General features: G+C 39.6%; 17 protein-coding genes. 7 read left to right on the plus strand and 10 right to left on the minus strand.

Features of this window, described 5'->3' with window-relative positions; all coding sequences use genetic code 11:
* Nucleotides 1-5: 5 nt before the first annotated feature.
* On the plus strand, nt 6-620 hold the full coding sequence (locus F8M47_RS08710) for a Fe2+/Pb2+ permease (RefSeq protein ID WP_150539716.1): 615 nt from the start codon (nt 6-8) through the stop codon (nt 618-620).
* Nucleotides 621-762: 142 nt separating this feature from the next.
* Here the strand turns inward: F8M47_RS08710 and F8M47_RS12300 are convergent, their stop codons facing one another.
* The gene (locus F8M47_RS12300) at nt 763-861 is read right to left on the minus strand and encodes a nuclear transport factor 2 family protein (protein WP_244298109.1); all 99 of its coding nucleotides are present in this window, start codon (nt 859-861) and stop codon (nt 763-765) included.
* A gap of 175 nt (nt 862-1,036) precedes the next feature.
* Here F8M47_RS12300 and F8M47_RS08715 point away from each other — a divergent pair, with 175 nt between their 5' ends.
* The 3 genes from F8M47_RS08715 to F8M47_RS12365 are packed head-to-tail and all read left to right on the plus strand — an operon-like array spanning nt 1,037 to nt 2,114.
* Nucleotides 1,037-1,804: a substrate binding domain-containing protein gene (locus F8M47_RS08715; RefSeq protein WP_167509612.1), complete on the plus strand. Its 768-nt coding sequence runs from the start codon at nt 1,037-1,039 to the stop codon at nt 1,802-1,804.
* Between the two features lie 3 nt (nt 1,805-1,807).
* Complete coding sequence (locus F8M47_RS08720; RefSeq protein ID WP_280177524.1) at nt 1,808-2,041, plus strand: DMT family transporter; 234 nt, start codon at nt 1,808-1,810, stop codon at nt 2,039-2,041.
* Entirely contained in the window at nt 1,980-2,114 is a 135-nt protein-coding gene (locus tag F8M47_RS12365; RefSeq protein ID WP_280177526.1) for a DMT family transporter, read from the plus strand. The genes F8M47_RS08720 and F8M47_RS12365 overlap by 62 nt, the downstream gene beginning before the upstream one ends.
* Nucleotides 2,115-2,357: 243 nt before the next feature.
* Here F8M47_RS12365 and F8M47_RS08725 read toward each other — a convergent pair whose 3' ends face one another.
* The 7 genes from F8M47_RS08725 to F8M47_RS08755 all read right to left on the minus strand — a co-directional run bounded on the left by F8M47_RS08725 (nt 2,358) and on the right by F8M47_RS08755 (nt 9,952).
* The gene (locus tag F8M47_RS08725; RefSeq protein WP_150539718.1) at nt 2,358-3,179 is read right to left on the minus strand and encodes a PHP domain-containing protein; all 822 of its coding nucleotides are present in this window, start codon (nt 3,177-3,179) and stop codon (nt 2,358-2,360) included.
* Between the two features lie 3 nt (nt 3,180-3,182).
* Nucleotides 3,183-3,773 carry a DNA glycosylase gene (locus F8M47_RS08730; protein ID WP_150539719.1) on the minus strand — a complete coding sequence of 197 codons (591 nt, stop codon included), beginning with the start codon at nt 3,771-3,773 and terminating at the stop codon, nt 3,183-3,185.
* Nucleotides 3,774-3,784: 11 nt separating this feature from the next.
* The gene (locus F8M47_RS08735; protein ID WP_150539720.1) at nt 3,785-4,717 is read right to left on the minus strand and encodes an SAM hydrolase/SAM-dependent halogenase family protein; all 933 of its coding nucleotides are present in this window, start codon (nt 4,715-4,717) and stop codon (nt 3,785-3,787) included.
* Between the two features lie 21 nt (nt 4,718-4,738).
* Nucleotides 4,739-6,283 carry an exodeoxyribonuclease I gene (sbcB, locus tag F8M47_RS08740; RefSeq protein ID WP_150539721.1) on the minus strand — a complete coding sequence of 515 codons (1,545 nt, stop codon included), beginning with the start codon at nt 6,281-6,283 and terminating at the stop codon, nt 4,739-4,741.
* Nucleotides 6,284-6,418: 135 nt separating this feature from the next.
* The gene (gene asnS / locus F8M47_RS08745) at nt 6,419-7,822 is read right to left on the minus strand and encodes an asparagine--tRNA ligase (RefSeq protein ID WP_150539722.1); all 1,404 of its coding nucleotides are present in this window, start codon (nt 7,820-7,822) and stop codon (nt 6,419-6,421) included.
* Nucleotides 7,823-8,319: 497 nt separating this feature from the next.
* Nucleotides 8,320-9,321 (minus strand): EF-P beta-lysylation protein EpmB, encoded by a 1,002-nt coding sequence (gene epmB, locus F8M47_RS08750; protein WP_150539723.1) that lies wholly within the window; start codon nt 9,319-9,321, stop codon nt 8,320-8,322.
* A gap of 76 nt (nt 9,322-9,397) precedes the next feature.
* A complete protein-coding gene (locus tag F8M47_RS08755; protein ID WP_150539724.1) occupies nt 9,398-9,952 on the minus strand; it encodes a hypothetical protein in 555 nt (184 codons plus the stop codon).
* A gap of 150 nt (nt 9,953-10,102) precedes the next feature.
* Here F8M47_RS08755 and efp point away from each other — a divergent pair, with 150 nt between their 5' ends.
* The 3 genes from efp (at nt 10,103) to F8M47_RS12090 (ending at nt 12,687) form a co-directional block, all read left to right on the plus strand.
* Nucleotides 10,103-10,669: an elongation factor P gene (gene efp / locus F8M47_RS08760; RefSeq protein WP_014991472.1), complete on the plus strand. Its 567-nt coding sequence runs from the start codon at nt 10,103-10,105 to the stop codon at nt 10,667-10,669.
* Between the two features lie 151 nt (nt 10,670-10,820).
* Nucleotides 10,821-12,491: a glutamine--tRNA ligase gene (gene glnS / locus F8M47_RS08765; RefSeq protein WP_150539725.1), complete on the plus strand. Its 1,671-nt coding sequence runs from the start codon at nt 10,821-10,823 to the stop codon at nt 12,489-12,491.
* A gap of 52 nt (nt 12,492-12,543) precedes the next feature.
* Nucleotides 12,544-12,687 (plus strand): hypothetical protein, encoded by a 144-nt coding sequence (locus tag F8M47_RS12090; RefSeq protein ID WP_167509613.1) that lies wholly within the window; start codon nt 12,544-12,546, stop codon nt 12,685-12,687.
* Nucleotides 12,688-12,782: 95 nt separating this feature from the next.
* On the opposite strand, the gene F8M47_RS08770 is transcribed toward F8M47_RS12090, so the two are convergent.
* Together F8M47_RS08770 and hpt are read right to left on the minus strand one after the other, a co-directional pair.
* A complete protein-coding gene (locus F8M47_RS08770; RefSeq protein ID WP_150539726.1) occupies nt 12,783-14,912 on the minus strand; it encodes a transglycosylase SLT domain-containing protein in 2,130 nt (709 codons plus the stop codon).
* Between the two features lie 91 nt (nt 14,913-15,003).
* Complete coding sequence (gene hpt / locus F8M47_RS08775) at nt 15,004-15,543, minus strand: hypoxanthine phosphoribosyltransferase (protein ID WP_150539727.1); 540 nt, start codon at nt 15,541-15,543, stop codon at nt 15,004-15,006.
* Nucleotides 15,544-15,654: the final 111 nt, after the last annotated feature.

Here is a 15,654-nt window from a genome sequence, read left to right on the forward strand (position 1 = left end):
TTGATATGAAATTTAAAATAGCCCTACTACTCTCTTTGCTCTCTACTACTACGCTTGCCAAAGTAGATGTTAGCCCGTTATTCATTCAACTCTCCGATGCGATGGCTTACGCAAAAAAGGGCGAAATTGCAAAATCTCAGCAAAATCTGACCGCTTTACAACAGGATTTTATCAAGTTTGAATCACATCATTCAAATGCTGGAAAATCTGTTGAACAGGCACTCAGCCAAGCACTTAAAACGACCGATGAAAACACATTAGCCACACTTTCTAAAAGTCTATATGCCTTTGAAAAAGAACAAAATCCCGTTGATTATGCCGCTAAACATCAGGCTTTTGTGGCACAAATGCCCCCACTTTATGAAAAGTTACAGCAAGCTGTTCAAACAAAAAATATTGGCAATATTAAAAAAGCGGCGAGAAATTTTGGTATGAACTGGGCAAAACACGAAAAAGCCGTGCGTGAAATCAGCCTTAGCCATTACGGACAATTTGAACGCTCACTTGGCTTAATGCGAATTGCAGTTACCGCCGAAAACCCTGAAATGGCCAAAGTTGAAACAAGAGTAGCTGAGCTAGGTGAAGCCATGAAAGCGTTTAGTCAATTTCAAATGAAATAATCCAAACGCACGCGTAACTCACACAACAAGCGGTCAGATTTTACTTATTTTTTGCAAACACTTGCGTTTAAGCGAGGTGCGAGTGCAACAAGTAAATTTTGACCGCTTGTAACGAAAGAGTTATCTAAAACAATATCTTTAATTAGCCTAAAAGCCGTGTTTCACTAATCAAAAACTCCGCTACTCGTTTGGCAATCAGCCATTTGCCGTTTTCTTTGACAAATTCATCGGTATAACGCATTTTCTTCGCTAAAAATCCGTCAGAAAATACGCTCAAGCTTCCAAAGTTTTGGACCGACAGAGTCAATTAACGTGTAGTCATCAGAAACAGATTTTCTTAGCTGTTCCGTTATCATATTAATTACATTACCAGTTGAGTTCTAGAAAGCCTAGAAACACGGCTGGGCATTACCCTTTTGCACCGTTCTACCCGTAAAGTTAGCCCTACCACCGCAGGATTGAATTACTATCAAAAAATCAAACCGCTTGTGAGTGAATTTGACGACATCGACACCGAATTTCGCACAGGGCTATCGCAAATTGGCGGAACGCTCACGGTCGCCACCACCGAAGTGATTAGCCAAAGTTTGATCGTGCCGAATTTGGCAGGTTTTTGGGCAACTTACCCCACACTTCGGCTTAACATTCACGCCTCATCTCGCAACAGCGATTTATTAGGGGAAATGGTAGATTGTGCGGTGCGTGCAGGCAAAATTGTGGACGACAACCTAATTCATCGGCAGATTGGAGCGTACCGTTTTTGGCTGTGTGCCTCGGCGGAATTGATGAAAAATTTTAATATCACTACGCCAAAGCACCTAAATGAGACGGCGTATATCGGCTTTGCTCACCCTTTTGGTGTGGAGCTAAGTGCGAATGAGCTGGTTTTCACCCGAAATGGCACGAGAGAAGTGATTACCCCCACACCTATTTTGCATTTTGACAATATGGACACCTGCAAAACCGCTATTTTGGCAAATTTGGGCGTAGGCGTATTGCCCCAGGCCATCGCCGAACCGTTAGTGCAATCAGGGCTATTAGTTAGGATTTTGCCAGAGTGGGATTTGCCTAGTTTGCCTGTCTATTTGGCATATCCGCAAACAGGGCGACATTCAGTCAAAATGAAGGCTTTTAGCGATTGGCTGGTGGGATTGTTTGAGCAGTCGGAGGTGTGGCGAATTTAGCAAGTGGGCAGCTTTATTTTGGCAGGTTTATTGGAAATTGGCTGGCCTTTGGGGCTAAAACTCGCCACTCACGACAATTACCGCCTACTCGGCACGGCAATGGCAATCGCCTTTATGGCAGGCAGCGGATTTTGCTTGTTTCTTGCCCAAAAAACGATCCCAATGGGAACGGCTTATGCGGTATGGACAGGCATTGGCGCGGCATTTGGTAGGCGTGCTATTTTTAGGCGATGCTAGCACCTTTGGGCGATGGCTCGGTGCATTTTTAATTATCACAGGGGTTATCGTGATGAAACTCACCTCGGCGTAATTGCCTGATTAGCCTGAAAAGCGGTCAAAATTTGCGATTTTTTTTTCGGTATTATGTAGCAAGTTATACAAACATTTTTTGTAGGGGTGGGCACAGGACTCGCCCCTATATTTTAACCAAATTAGTAAATACGTGTGTCAGTATCAATTTAACCGTGTTTCGTTTCACAAGCGGTCAAAAACTGCAAAAAATGCGAAATTACGTAGCAAATGCACAAAAGTGCGAATTTGTCTTATAGAGAATTCATCGAAACAATTCCCAAATAGGTTTACAATCTGTTGGGAGTGTGAGCCCTCTACCGAGTTCGATCCAGCCTGTTGGGTAATGGAAATCAGAACCCAGCGAAGCGTATAAATCAAATTCCTTTGCCCAGCGCGCGATCAGTTGGCGCTGATCAGGCGTTTGCCCGCAGCCTGCCACTTCAATACCGTCGCCACCTACTAATTTAAAATCAGCAATTAAGCGACGAATCCAACGTCCTGTTAGTTTGTAACGCAATGGATGTGCAATACAAATCACACCACCAGCTTGATGTGTAATTTCAACCGCTTCTTCTAAACTACACCACATTGGTTTTACATAAGCAGGTTTACCACCACCAAGGTATTTTTTAAAAGCGTGTTCAATATTCCGCACATAGTCATTTTCATGTAGAAATCGAGCGTAATGCGCACGAGTTACTTCACCACTGGCAAGTTTTTTAGCGCCTTCATAGGCATTTGGAATACCTGCTTTTGCTAATTTTTCAGCAATTTCGACCGCTCTTTGCTCTCGTGATAACGCTTGGCGCTCTAATAATTTCACTAATGCGGGGTGGGTTTCATCCACATTTAGAGCAGCAAGATGAATATTTTTTCCTTCCCAAATCACCGAAATTTCCACCCCTGCAATAAAACGAAGCGGCTGCCCCTGCGCCGCTTGTTTTGCTTCTTGAATACCTGCAACCGTATCGTGATCGGTTAAAGCAAGCATTTCAATATTTTGTGCTAATGCACGCTGTACCAGTTCGGTTGGCGTTAGCATACCGTCCGATGCGGTGCTGTGTGAGTGTAAATCATATTTCATTCGTTAAATTAATCCTGCCTGAATAAAAAATTGTCGATACGCTTCAATTTTGTTTGCCAAACTGAGCGGGTACGCGCGAGAGGTGGAAGGTAAGCGGTAGAGAAAGAGTTCTCGCTCTGCGCTGTATGGGTATTCAATCCATTCATTGGTTTTAGGCGCTTTAATTTTTTGATTAAGCAAACCAAGTAGCGTTTCTGTGGCTAAACCGCCCGTGGTAAAAATCCATTTTACGTTTGGCAGTGTATCCAAAAGTTTCGGCATATCCACGGGCTCAACAATTTTAAGATCCTTATCGGCAGCATTGCCTTTTAATCGAATTGCGGTTTGCGCTGATGAACACAACGCAATGCCCTTTTCTCGCAAAAATGCTTCGATTTTTAGTGGGTCAAAGCGCTTTTCATCGCCCACTCGGAAATAATCGCTATCATCATAGAAAATTGCGCCCATAATCCGCCACATATCGTTTTGGAAATTCGGGTAGTGAAATTCCATACAGCGTTTTTCATTTGTGGGAGGGAAAGTTCCCATCATGACCACTGTTGCCTTAGCAGGCAAAATCGGGGCGAATGGGTGATGCTCAATGCGTTGTTCCATTTTTGCTCCAATTATTGGCAAGATTTGATACTTACCGACCACTCTGCACCAGATTGAATTGCATATTTTTCAGCAAAACTTTCCATATTTAGTGCAAATGAAACGTTAAGTAAGCTATTTAAATACATTAATGGTTTACCTTCAGCTACATCGCCAAAGCTACTTTTATAAGGCATTTTGCCTGAAAAGAAAACTTTAGGTGTAGTTTGCTCTGCTTCTTTTTTATTGATTTCAACACAAACTTCACTGTCTTTTTTAATGCCTGCTTGCTCAAGCAAACTATCGCTGATATTCGTCCAAATATTGCCATATTGAATATCCAGTACTGGAATATTGCCTTTTAATTCGCCATTTTCCAAAACAGGTTTTTGATAAGCAATTTCAATCACTTTTGGTGCTAAAGCTTGCCCGACTTCCTCAAAACTAATTTTACCAGAGGCTAACCTTGCACCTGTATAGGCATAAACATCACGCCCATGGAAGGTATAAGATTTTTCCGAACCTTGTAAGCGGTTAATTTTTTCATCAATTTCACGCACAGCTTCAATACCTAAAAACTCTGCGACTAAACCTAATGAACCATTATCAGGTGAAACAAAATAATGTCCTGTTTTGGTTTTAAGTACAACGGATTTACGTTCTGTACCCACACCAGGATCTACCACACTTACAAACACAGAACCCACTGGATAATACGTGGCAGTTTGATATAAACGATAGGCTGCTTCCCAAATGTTGTACGGAGGAATTTCGTGCGTTAAATCAAAAAGTTTGATATTGCGATCAACTCCAAATGCAACGCCTTTCATGGCTGAAACCGCGCCGTCTTTTAAACTGAAATCGGTTTGTAGTACCAACGCATTATCTGTACTTGCAAATGCAGTTGCGCTAGCAGTTAAGCCTGCTACGAGTAATAACTGTTTGATTTTGTTGTATTTAGACATATTAAGCTCCTGAAATTGTAGTTATTTAATAAGCGCTTTGAGCATCGCTACTTTTGCCGCTTTATCCATTCCTTGTTCTGCCACTTTATTGAGTTCAAAAACCAGCTGTTCACTTTGTGGATTCTGTGTATTTTTTACAGGCTGAAACTCGGCAATTTGCGCAGCGTAAGCGGTCAAATTTTCCAATAATTTTACCTTCTCTGGATTATCGTGGTGCTCTTGGAATAAATTGTCGATAGATTGCGAAAATTGTGCTGATTTTGCGTCGATTTGCTGATAACAATATTTCTGCCATTTAATTTGCTCTGCGCGAGTTAAGGTTTCGGGATAGTGTCTTGCTCGATAATTAAACAATAACGCCTCCACTCGAGGATCGGCAAATTGCAGACCGTGATGTGCCAACTCTTCAGGTTTTAACGCACGCAATATTGCCATATTGTTTTTATCTGCAGGCGAGAAAAAGCCTTCGTATAACGTTGTTTCTACATTATTTGAAGGCTCAAACGTGCGCTCTTCCATAAAAATTTCAGTTACCTTTTCCCGTACTACGCTTTTATTGGCTTTTAGTAGCTGTAAATTTTCTAAACAACGTTCACGATCAATACCCAAACGCGCAGCATTTTCGGGCAATAAGACTTTTGCTGGTGCAATAATCGGGCAACGATTGATATGCACCCCTTTTAATGGTACAGGCGAAACATTTTCCGCCAATATTTCTTTTTTAGTGTAGAGACGTGTGCGTAGTTCTTCCACTGAATCGGTCAATAATGTACTCACATCTCCTGATAGATCACAACACAATACTTGATTTTGATTGGTTGGATGCCAAGCAATAGGTGCAATCCATGCCGTATTACCACGTGCGTTACCAAACATTCCCGAAACATGTACAAGCGGTGTCATTTCGCCTGTATCAATCATTTTTTCGATTTCTTTTTTCCCACGATTTTTAAAGAAAAATTGGAATAATTTCGGCTGTTTTTGCTTAATCAATTTTGCCATAGCAATCGTGGCATAAACATCCGACATCGCATCGTGCGCATTTTCATGGGCAATCCCATTTGCTTTGGTTAGATTTTCCAGTTTGAAATTCGGCATGCCATTTTCATCCATTACCCATTCAATTCCTTCGGGGCGCAAGGCGTAACAAGTTCGCACAAGATCGAGTAAATCCCAGCGAGAATTGCCGTTTTTCCAGCTATATTCGTAAGGATCAAAAAAGTTGCGGAAGAAGGTATAACGAGTCATTTCATCATCATAACGAATATTGTTATAACCTAAAATACAGGTATTAGGCTGACTAAATTCAGCATGAATGCGTGCTGCAAATTCAGGCTCTGGCAAACCCTCAACGTTACATTGTTGCGGTGTAATACCCGTTACCATCACGGCTTCTGGCGAAGGTAAATAGTCTGGTGTTTGCTTACAATAAAACATCACAGGTTCGCCAATGATATTAAAATCACTATCAGTACGAATCCCTGCAAATTGCGCAGGACGATCTAACGCTGGACTAATGCCAAAACTTTCGTAGTCGTAAAAGAAAAAAGTAAGATTTTGGTTCATTGATAGGTTAAATTAGGAAAAATTAGGGCTATTGTAACATAGCTAAGCGGTTAAATTTGCAGGAAATTACAAATTAAACCGCTTAATATAAAACAAAAAAACGCCGTAAATATTGAATTTACGGCGTTTTTTTAATTAGAAGTTCGCATTACGTGGTGCACGTGGGAATGGAATTACTTCACGGATATTTTGTAAGCCTGTTACATAAACGATTAAGCGTTCAAAACCTAAACCGAAACCAGAGTGTGGAACCGTACCATATTTACGTAAATCACGATACCACCAGTAATCTTCTGGATTTAAGCCCATCTCAACCATACGCGCATCTAATACATCTAAACGTTCTTCACGTTGTGAACCACCGATAATCTCACCGATACCTGGAGCTAAAACGTCCATCGCTGCAACGGTTTTCCCGTCATCATTTAAACGCATATAGAATGCTTTAATGTCTTTCGGATAGTTTTTCACCACAACTGGTGATTTGAAATATTCTTCCGCTAAGAAACGCTCGTGTTCAGAAGAAAGATCGATACCCCAAGAAACAGGGAACTCGAACTCTTTACCTGATTTTAATAAGATTTCAATTGCATCAGTATAATCAACTTGTGCAAATGGCGAAGCGATAAAGTTTTCTAAACGAGTAATTACGTCTTTATCAATGTGTTTTGCGAAGAATTGCATATCGTCTTTGCGTTCTTCAAGCACTGCTTTAAACACATATTTCAACATATCTTCTGCTAGTTTTGCGTTGTCTGCTAACGTTGCAAATGCAAATTCAGGTTCAACCATCCAGAATTCTGCTAAGTGACGAGTCGTATTTGAGTTTTCCGCACGGAATGTCGGGCCGAAAGTATAAACCTTACTTAATGCACAAGCGTAAGTTTCACCATTTAACTGACCAGATACGGTTAAGAATGATTCCTTACCGAAGAAATCTTGGCTAAAATCGACTTTACCTTCTTCCGTGCGTGGTAAGTTTTCTAAATCGAGGGTTGAAACACGGAACATTTCCCCCGCACCTTCAGTATCAGACGCAGTGATAAGTGGAGTCGCTACCCAATAGAAACCTTGTTCGTTAAAGAAACGGTGAATCGCTTGTGCTAAACAGTGACGAACACGTGCTACTGCGCCGATTAAGTTTGTACGAGGGCGTAAATGTGCTACTTCACGTAAATACTCGATTGAGTGGCGTTTTGCTGCCATCGGATAAGTATCTGGATCTTCAACCCAACCAACCACTTCAACGTGCGTTGCGTGTAATTCAACCGCTTGACCTTCCGCAGGTGATTCAACAACTTTACCTGTTACGATAACTGAACAGCCAGCCGTTAAACGTAAAACTTCATCGTTATAATTTGCTAAATCGTTATTAATGATCGCTTGGATCGGTTCAAAACAAGAACCGTCATACACGGCTAAAAATGATAAACCTGCTTTTGAGTCACGGCGAGTACGCACCCAACCACGTACTGCAACTTCTTCGCCTACCGCAACTTTGCCAGATAGGATTTCCGAAACTGTTGGAAATTTAGACATTGAATACCTCAATTTTTATTGTGAGTTTTATAGAAAATAATCGTTCGGTATTTTACAAGAATAAGTAAGGAAATAAAGGAAATTGTCGTTTTTTTTCTACTTTTTCGTGTTCGTAGTTAAAACCATAATCTACCTAAAAATGTGCATGGGCTAAATTAGAGAATAATTTAGTAAAAGCTCAACAATACAACGAACGGAAAAGATTGTGCGGTGACCTCGGAGGTTGTCAAGTTGAAGAATAATTATTAGTCAATATAACCAGTTGATATATAAGAAAAATCAAATAAACCCGAAAAAAGTTTAAAAATTTTTATAAATTTGTGAACTTTCTGAAATACGCTTAGTCATATTTAACGCTAATTGAACAGAATTTATGTAAGTTTTTTTCATTTCCTTAGGTAAGACCTCCCCCGACACTGCATTATTGGTGTCGGGTTTTTTTATGCCTACAAGCGATCTTTGCAAAATTTCCTGCAAATTTGCCTGCTTGTTTACGACTACCCCATCAACGTTTTATTTGGTTCTCCTGCAAGTTCGCGTGCAAGTTTTGGCACTAAATAACCTGAGCTAATGCGTTGCAATTCTTGATAAATTTCGGTCGCTTGTTGATCCTCAATAAAGAAATGGCTTGCACCCTCTACTCTATCCAATAAATGCAAATAATAAGGCAACACGCCACACTCAAATAATTTTTCACTAAGTGCTTTGAGTATATGCGCATTATCATTCACGCTTTTTAATAACACCGATTGATTTAGCACCAGCACTTTTGCTTGGCGCAATTGATTTAGCTTTTCGGCGAGTTGCAGGTCAATTTCATTCGGATGATTGATATGCGTTACCAAGACCACTTTTAAACGTGATTTTGATAATCGGTCACATAATTCAGTGGTGATTCTACTTGGAATAACCACGGGTAAACGAGTATGAATCCGCAACGTTTTGATATGCGGAATCTGCTCTAATGCAGAAATTAGCCAATCTAATTCACTATCTTTTGCCATTAGCGGGTCGCCACCCGAAAAAATAACTTCCTCCAGCTCTGGATGGGCAGCAATATAATCCAAACCTTGTTGCCAAACATTTTTACCACTTTTTACTTCATCATAAGGGAAATGACGGCGGAAACAGTAACGACAATTAATTGCACAGCTATTTTTTATCATAAATAACAAGCGGTTATGGTATTTATGCAAAATATTAGGTGCTGGACTATGCTGTTCTTCCAGAGGGTCTTTCACAAAGCCTTCTACTTGCATAAATTCAGCGACAGCTGACATTGCTTGTAAAAAAAGCGGGTCATTTTTATTGCCTTTTTGCATTTTTTCTGCAAATGGACGAGGCACACGTAATGCAAAGAGTTTACGCGCGGTAATATCCGTTTCAAATGCTTTTGGATCAAGTTCAAGATATTCGAGTAAAGCGATAGGGTCATTGAATGCCTGCGCTAATTCAAGTAGCCATTGAGGTTTGGAAGATTCAATTTGGACTGGTTGCATAATTCGTTGGGGTACGACGTACGCCCTAAACAGTGATAGAAAAAATAAAGGGCGTATTATCACGCCCTGCATAAAATTATTGCACTAAATTACAAGCAAGTGGTGAACCGTTTGGATTAACCATCACGATTGGCGAAGATTGACCACCTTGCGCTGCAGCTAAGTATTGCACACCTGCGATACAATAACGGCGGTAACCATCTGTTTTTTCTACTAAGAATGGATCAATTTGTCCGCCAATACTTTTAAAGGTTGCAACCGTAACAGGGGCTGCATTTGCAATATTTTGCGCATTTTCGACCGCTTGTGGCTGAGTAGCCCCTGCAGTTTGCTGTGCTTGCGCTGGTGTCGGTGCCAGCATTTCACTTAACACATAACCTGCGGCTGCACCTGTGGCAAAGCTCGCTAAACGATTTCCACCAGTAGCCTGTGCTTGTTGTTGATTTGGAATTGCACGATTTTGAGTGTTATCAAATGTTGCATCTTTTTGCTTATTTGATTGAATTGATTGTGTTTTTTGTGCAGCAATTGGTTTGCCAGATACTGAACGGAATGAGCCAGCACGTTTTGCTTCTGCAACAGTTGCGATAGATAATGCGATGATCGCTGAAAGCGTTACAACTTTTTTCATTGAGTTTCCTTATTAAATAAGATTTTTGAATTATAGCGCAAAAACTTTTAGAGATCTTACGCTAATTGCTGTATTATATGGGTCTTTTTGACAAATCCAATAGTGGGTTTTCAAATTTTGTTAATTTATTGTTAAATAATTGAGGAAACAATGGCTAGTTACAGCACTAATGACTTCAAACCAGGTTTAAAATTTATCCAAGATGGCGAACCTTGTGTAATCGTTGAAAATGAATTCGTTAAACCAGGTAAAGGTCAAGCATTTACCCGTACTAAAATCCGTAAATTAATCTCTGGTAAAGTATTAGAGATCAACTTCAAATCAGGAACTTCTGTTGAAGCAGCAGACGTTGTAGATTACAACTACACATACTCATATAAAGACGAAGATTTCTGGTACTTTATGCATCCAGAAACATTCGAACAAATTTCTGTAGATCAAAAAGCATTAGGTGACAACGACAAATGGTTAGTTGATCAAGCTGAATGTATCATCACATTATGGAACGGCTCTGCAATTTCTGTTACTCCGCCAAACTTCGTTGAATTAGAAGTGGTTGAAACAGATCCAGGTTTAAAAGGCGATACAGCGGGTACTGGTGGTAAACCAGCAACATTAAGCACAGGTGCTGTAGTGCGTGTTCCATTATTCGTACAAATCGGCGAAGTAATCCGTGTTGATACTCGCTCTGGCGAATACGTTTCACGTGTGAAATAATCTCAATTTAAAAAACAAGCGGTCGAATTTCTTGCAAATTTTGCAAATAATTCGACCGCTTTTTTATTTCTCGCCGTTTGCGTCTTTATGAAGTATGCAATACAGTGTAAAATAACACGTTATTTTTATTTAAAGGCAACAGAGAACCATTATGACAGAAGAAATTTTAGAAAATGCGCCAGAAACTCGTGCGAATTTTATTACCCATATTATTGATGAAGATCTTAAAAGCGGTAAACACAATAATGTTTATACTCGCTTCCCGCCTGAGCCAAACGGTTATTTACATATTGGTCATGCAAAATCAATCTGCTTAAACTTCGGTATTGCGCAGGAATATAAAGGCTTATGTAACCTTCGTTTCGACGACACTAACCCAGTAAAAGAAGACGTAGAATATGTTGATTCAATTAAACAAGATGTTGAATGGTTAGGTTTTAAATGGGAAGGCGAGCCTCGTTATGCCTCAGATTATTTTGATCAACTTTACGGCTATGCGATTGAATTAATCAACAAAGGTTTAGCCTATGTTGATGAACTTTCACCCGATGAAATGCGTGAATATCGTGGTACTTTAACGGAAGCGGGTAAAAACAGCCCTTACCGTGATCGTTCAGTAGAAGAAAATTTAGCGTTATTTGAGAAAATGAAAAACGGTGAATTTGAAGAAGGTAAAGCGTGTTTGCGTGCCAAAATTGATATGGCTTCGCCATTTATTGTGATGCGTGACCCTGTGCTCTATCGTGTGAAATTTGCCCACCATCACCAAACAGGTGATAAATGGTGCATTTATCCAATGTACGATTTCACTCACTGTATTTCTGATGCGATTGAACGTATTACTCACTCGTTATGTACACTAGAGTTCCAAGACAACCGTCGTTTATACGATTGGGTACTTGAGAATATTTCTATTGAGCGCCCATTACCGCATCAGTATGAATTTTCTCGCTTAAATTTAGAAGGCACACTCACCTCTAAACGTAAGTTATTGAAACTCGTTACAGACGGTACAGTTGATGGCTGGAACGACCCTCGTATGCCAACCATTTCTGGCTTGCGTCGTCGTGGTTATACCCCTGCTTCATTGCGTGAGTTTTGTCGCCGTATCGGGGTAACCAAACAAGATAACGTGGTGGAATACTCTGCGCTGGAAGCTTGTATTCGTGAAGATTTAAATGAAAATGCACCACGTGCAATGGCTGTAATCAACCCTGTTCGTGTGGTGATTGAAAACTTTGGTGAAAAAGAAATCCTTAAAGCGCCAAATCATCCAAATCGTCCTGAATTAGGCGAGCGTGATTTACCATTCACCCGTGAGCTTTACATTGATGAAGCAGACTTCCGTGAAGAAGCAAATAAACAATACAAACGTTTAGTGTTAGGCAAAGAAGTGCGTTTACGTAATGCTTATGTGATTAAAGCTGAACGTGTAGAAAAAGACGAAAACGGTAAAATCACCACCATTTTCTGTAGTTACGATCCCGAAACATTAGGTAAAAACCCTGCGGACGGTCGTAAAGTAAAAGGGGTCATTCACTGGGTGTCAGCAGAAGATAACAAACCAGCAGAATTCCGTATTTATAACCGCTTATTCACAGTCGCAAACCCAGGTGCAGAAGACGATATTAATACGGTATTAAACCCTGAATCACTTGTGGTGAAACACGGTTTTGTTGAACCGAGTTTAATCAATGCCAAAGCGGAACAAGGCTACCAATTTGAGCGTGAAGGTTATTACTGTTTAGATAGCAAAGACGGTTCTGCTGAAAACTTAGTGTTTAACTTAACCGTAAGCTTAAAAGAAGGCTTTACAGCTTAATTGAATGATAAGCGGTCGAAAATGACCGCTTTTTTACAATATTCGAGGTAATATGAAAAAAGTCATTTTCTTAGTAGCAAGCATTTTAGCGATCAGTGCTTGTTCTCAATCTAAAAATGTTTATTTTAACGGTGCTGAAGGTTCTCATTCAGGGATCAAATACGAGTCTACCACTAAAACGTTCTCGTTAAACTAACAATTTCCATCATAACAAGCGGTTAAATTTCTAAGATTTTTTGCAAATTCTTGAGTAAATTTGACCGCTTGCTTATTTTGCCTAATTGAGGCTAATTAGTATTTTTTCTGCAGTTCTTCTTGGTAGAACATCTGTTTAGTGGATGCATTTTGTAACATTTGATAGTAATAATCATAAGCTAGCACATTTTGCACATAACCACGGGTTTCATAGAACGGAATTGAGGCGATAAACTCATCCAGTGCCAATGTTCCATTACTACGCTCTAACCACTTCTCTACTCGACTCAAGCCTGCATTATAGGCTGCCGCAATTAAGATTCGATTATTCGGATACTTGGCATTTAACTCATTGAGATGTGCCATACCTAGCATGATATTGCTAAGCGGATCGAATAAATTTTTACCATTTTCAAACGGTAGCCCCATATTTTTCGCAGTTAATTCCGCAGTAGTCGGTAACATTTGCATTAATCCCATCGCATTCGCATGTGATTTTGCTTGACTACTCCATGCACTCTCTTGGCGCGCAATTGCCATTGCAAAGCTCTTTGCAACCCCATTTTCCATCAGATTTAAATCAAACCATTGCGAATAAGCATTTGGTAAACGTAACGCTATATAATCCCATGCTTTAGCTTGAATCGTTGCTTCAACCGCTAAATCATACCACGCTTGCTGTTTAGCATATTCACTTAAACCAAGCTGCTCATCAAACGATAAACCTTTTAACCACTCTGCCCACAAGTTTTTTGCGGTTTCAAAGCGATTCAGTGCTCGCCATTCTTTAATCCGCATAAATTGCGGTTCAAATTGTGCAAGTTGTTCAGCAGTTAATGCTCTAATTACTGGCTGTTCAAACTGGTAATTTTGGGCTACTTGTTGAGCCGCTAACATTGGGTAAAACCCACGCTCTTTCGCTAGCTTATTAAACTGTTGAGTGCGTTTTGCTGTATCCTTCTCTGTTTTTGCCAACCAGTAGCGCCATTCTGCTTTTTGTTTAGCCGTATCCGATAACAGCCCAAGCCAGCTATCCAATTTCTCTTTTTTCCAAAGCGCCATGCGTAAACGACGTTCGGTTAAATTGTCTGCTTTTAATGTGGAAAGTTCTTGATCTCGCCAAATTTGCCATTCGCCTGATGAATTATCAAAAAAGCGAGTGATAAAGGCGGTCTTCCATTCTTGCTGCTCTGCAGGAGTTAATTGCCATTTATCCGCCCAAGTTTGATAAGGGGCAAAGTTAGGTGATGGCATATCTTCAGAGAATGATTCAATCAGTTTAGGAAAGCTCCGTATCACTAACGCTTTATTGCTCTCGGTAAGCGGTTGATTTTGCACAAAATTTAGCAAGTAATTTATATCATTTTGTAACTTGCTCACTTCCGTTAGCCATAAACCCAATTCGCTATCTTGATTATTTAAACTTAGAATTTCCAAGCCTTTTTTAGCATTTTGTTTGACTAATTCAACCGCTTTTAAACGCACTTTTTCGGCTGTTTTGCCACCTTGATCACGCCAATAAGCCTCAATATCGCTACAAATTTGTGGCAATTCTGCGGTTTTTAACCAAAACTTTTCAAATTGTCCAATGAAATCAGCCATTACGCTAGTTGTTGCGCTATTTCTCGTGGCATTTGCTTGTTCTGCTTCTGGGTTAATTTGTGCACTGCTAGCCAATAATTGATATTGCGCAGAAAATACTCGACACTGATTTTCATTGCCTTCAGGCGCTATTTTCTTCGCATATTCTAGTAACGCCGTCCAATTAGCCGCTTGGTATAGTTGTTCAAATGGCAATTGATTTAAACGTTTTTGATACACCGAATTTGGGTATTTTTGGCTAAATTCTGCAATTTCTTGTTCTGTAGATTGTTTTAACGCAAGTTTGGTTTTTAATAATTCCCATTCTGCTTCCATTTGTAATGGATAACCTGCTAACGCTTTAATTAATTTATTACTTAATTGTAATGCCGTCAGTGTGAGTTTTTTTTGCGTTTGAGCTGTTTTTAATATTGCTTCTAATTGCTCAAAATAAGCTCTTTGTGTCGCAAGCTCCGCTTGATTTTGTTGCGTTTTTTGCCATTGGGCCGTTAATTTTGATTCTAATTCGGTTTGTAATTGAGCAACTTCTGCCTCACTGTATAATTTTACTTTTTGTTTGGCTTCCACATTATTTATATTAACCGCACTAATAACCAATAATGCTAAAAGTGTTCTTTTCCACATAATTTCTTTCTCCATTTACTAATTTGGGAAAATTAGGCATAAAAAACCGCTTGAAGTTTCCCTCAAGCGGTCTAATTTTGTCAGATTTTCCCTATTCGTCCATCACAACTTTACCAATGTAATCAAGATTGCGGTATTTTTGTGCGTAGTCAATGCCATAACCAACAACAAACTCATCAGGAATTGCAAACCCTACCCATTCAACAGCCACATCAACTTCACGGCGTGATGGCTTATCTAATAAGGTACAAATTGCAACGGAGCGAGGCTCACGTAAATTTAAAATATCATGCACTTTGCTCAGTGTAAAACCTGTATCAATAATATCTTCAACAATTAATACATCTTTACCATGAATTTCGCCATCTAAGTCTTTTAAGATTTTTACATCACGACTAGATTCTGTGCCTAAGCCATAACTTGAAGCAGTCATAAAATCCACTTCAACAGGCACATCAATTAAACGTACTAAATCTGCCATAAACATGAATGACCCACGCAATAAACCTACTACCACCAAATTTTTACAATGTGTGTGAGCATAGTGATGATTAATTTCTTTTGCTAGCTCTGCAATGCGGGATTGCACTTCTTCGTGAGAAATTAGTGTTTCAATATGATGTTTTTTCATTATTTTATCCTATTTAAATGTGTGTTTTATAAACTACAACCCTTCATTAATAATGTGTAAGCTAAATAAATTTAATATATAATTGCAAAACTAATGTAAATATAAGTATAA

It is taken from the genome of Actinobacillus vicugnae (assembly GCF_901687125.1).
GTDB classification, from domain to species: Bacteria; Pseudomonadota; Gammaproteobacteria; order Enterobacterales; family Pasteurellaceae; genus Actinobacillus; species Actinobacillus vicugnae.

What these genes read in the sequence shown, in the direction of transcription:
- F8M47_RS08710 (WP_150539716.1), top strand. Translation starts at nt 6, where the DNA reads ATGAAATTTAAAATAGCCCTACTACTCTCTTTGCTCTCTACTACTACG.
- F8M47_RS12300 (WP_244298109.1), bottom strand. Translation starts at nt 861, where the DNA reads ATGCGTTATACCGATGAATTTGTCAAAGAAAACGGCAAATGGCTGATT.
- F8M47_RS12365 (WP_280177526.1), top strand. Translation starts at nt 1,980, where the DNA reads ATGCGGTATGGACAGGCATTGGCGCGGCATTTGGTAGGCGTGCTATTT.
- F8M47_RS08725 (WP_150539718.1), bottom strand. Translation starts at nt 3,179, where the DNA reads ATGAAATATGATTTACACTCACACAGCACCGCATCGGACGGTATGCTA.
- F8M47_RS08730 (WP_150539719.1), bottom strand. Translation starts at nt 3,773, where the DNA reads ATGGAACAACGCATTGAGCATCACCCATTCGCCCCGATTTTGCCTGCT.
- F8M47_RS08735 (WP_150539720.1), bottom strand. Translation starts at nt 4,717, where the DNA reads ATGTCTAAATACAACAAAATCAAACAGTTATTACTCGTAGCAGGCTTA.
- sbcB (WP_150539721.1), bottom strand. Translation starts at nt 6,283, where the DNA reads ATGAACCAAAATCTTACTTTTTTCTTTTACGACTACGAAAGTTTTGGC.
- asnS (WP_150539722.1), bottom strand. Translation starts at nt 7,822, where the DNA reads ATGTCTAAATTTCCAACAGTTTCGGAAATCCTATCTGGCAAAGTTGCG.
- epmB (WP_150539723.1), bottom strand. Translation starts at nt 9,321, where the DNA reads ATGCAACCAGTCCAAATTGAATCTTCCAAACCTCAATGGCTACTTGAA.
- F8M47_RS08755 (WP_150539724.1), bottom strand. Translation starts at nt 9,952, where the DNA reads ATGAAAAAAGTTGTAACGCTTTCAGCGATCATCGCATTATCTATCGCA.
- efp (WP_014991472.1), top strand. Translation starts at nt 10,103, where the DNA reads ATGGCTAGTTACAGCACTAATGACTTCAAACCAGGTTTAAAATTTATC.
- glnS (WP_150539725.1), top strand. Translation starts at nt 10,821, where the DNA reads ATGACAGAAGAAATTTTAGAAAATGCGCCAGAAACTCGTGCGAATTTT.
- F8M47_RS12090 (WP_167509613.1), top strand. Translation starts at nt 12,544, where the DNA reads ATGAAAAAAGTCATTTTCTTAGTAGCAAGCATTTTAGCGATCAGTGCT.
- F8M47_RS08770 (WP_150539726.1), bottom strand. Translation starts at nt 14,912, where the DNA reads ATGTGGAAAAGAACACTTTTAGCATTATTGGTTATTAGTGCGGTTAAT.
- hpt (WP_150539727.1), bottom strand. Translation starts at nt 15,543, where the DNA reads ATGAAAAAACATCATATTGAAACACTAATTTCTCACGAAGAAGTGCAA.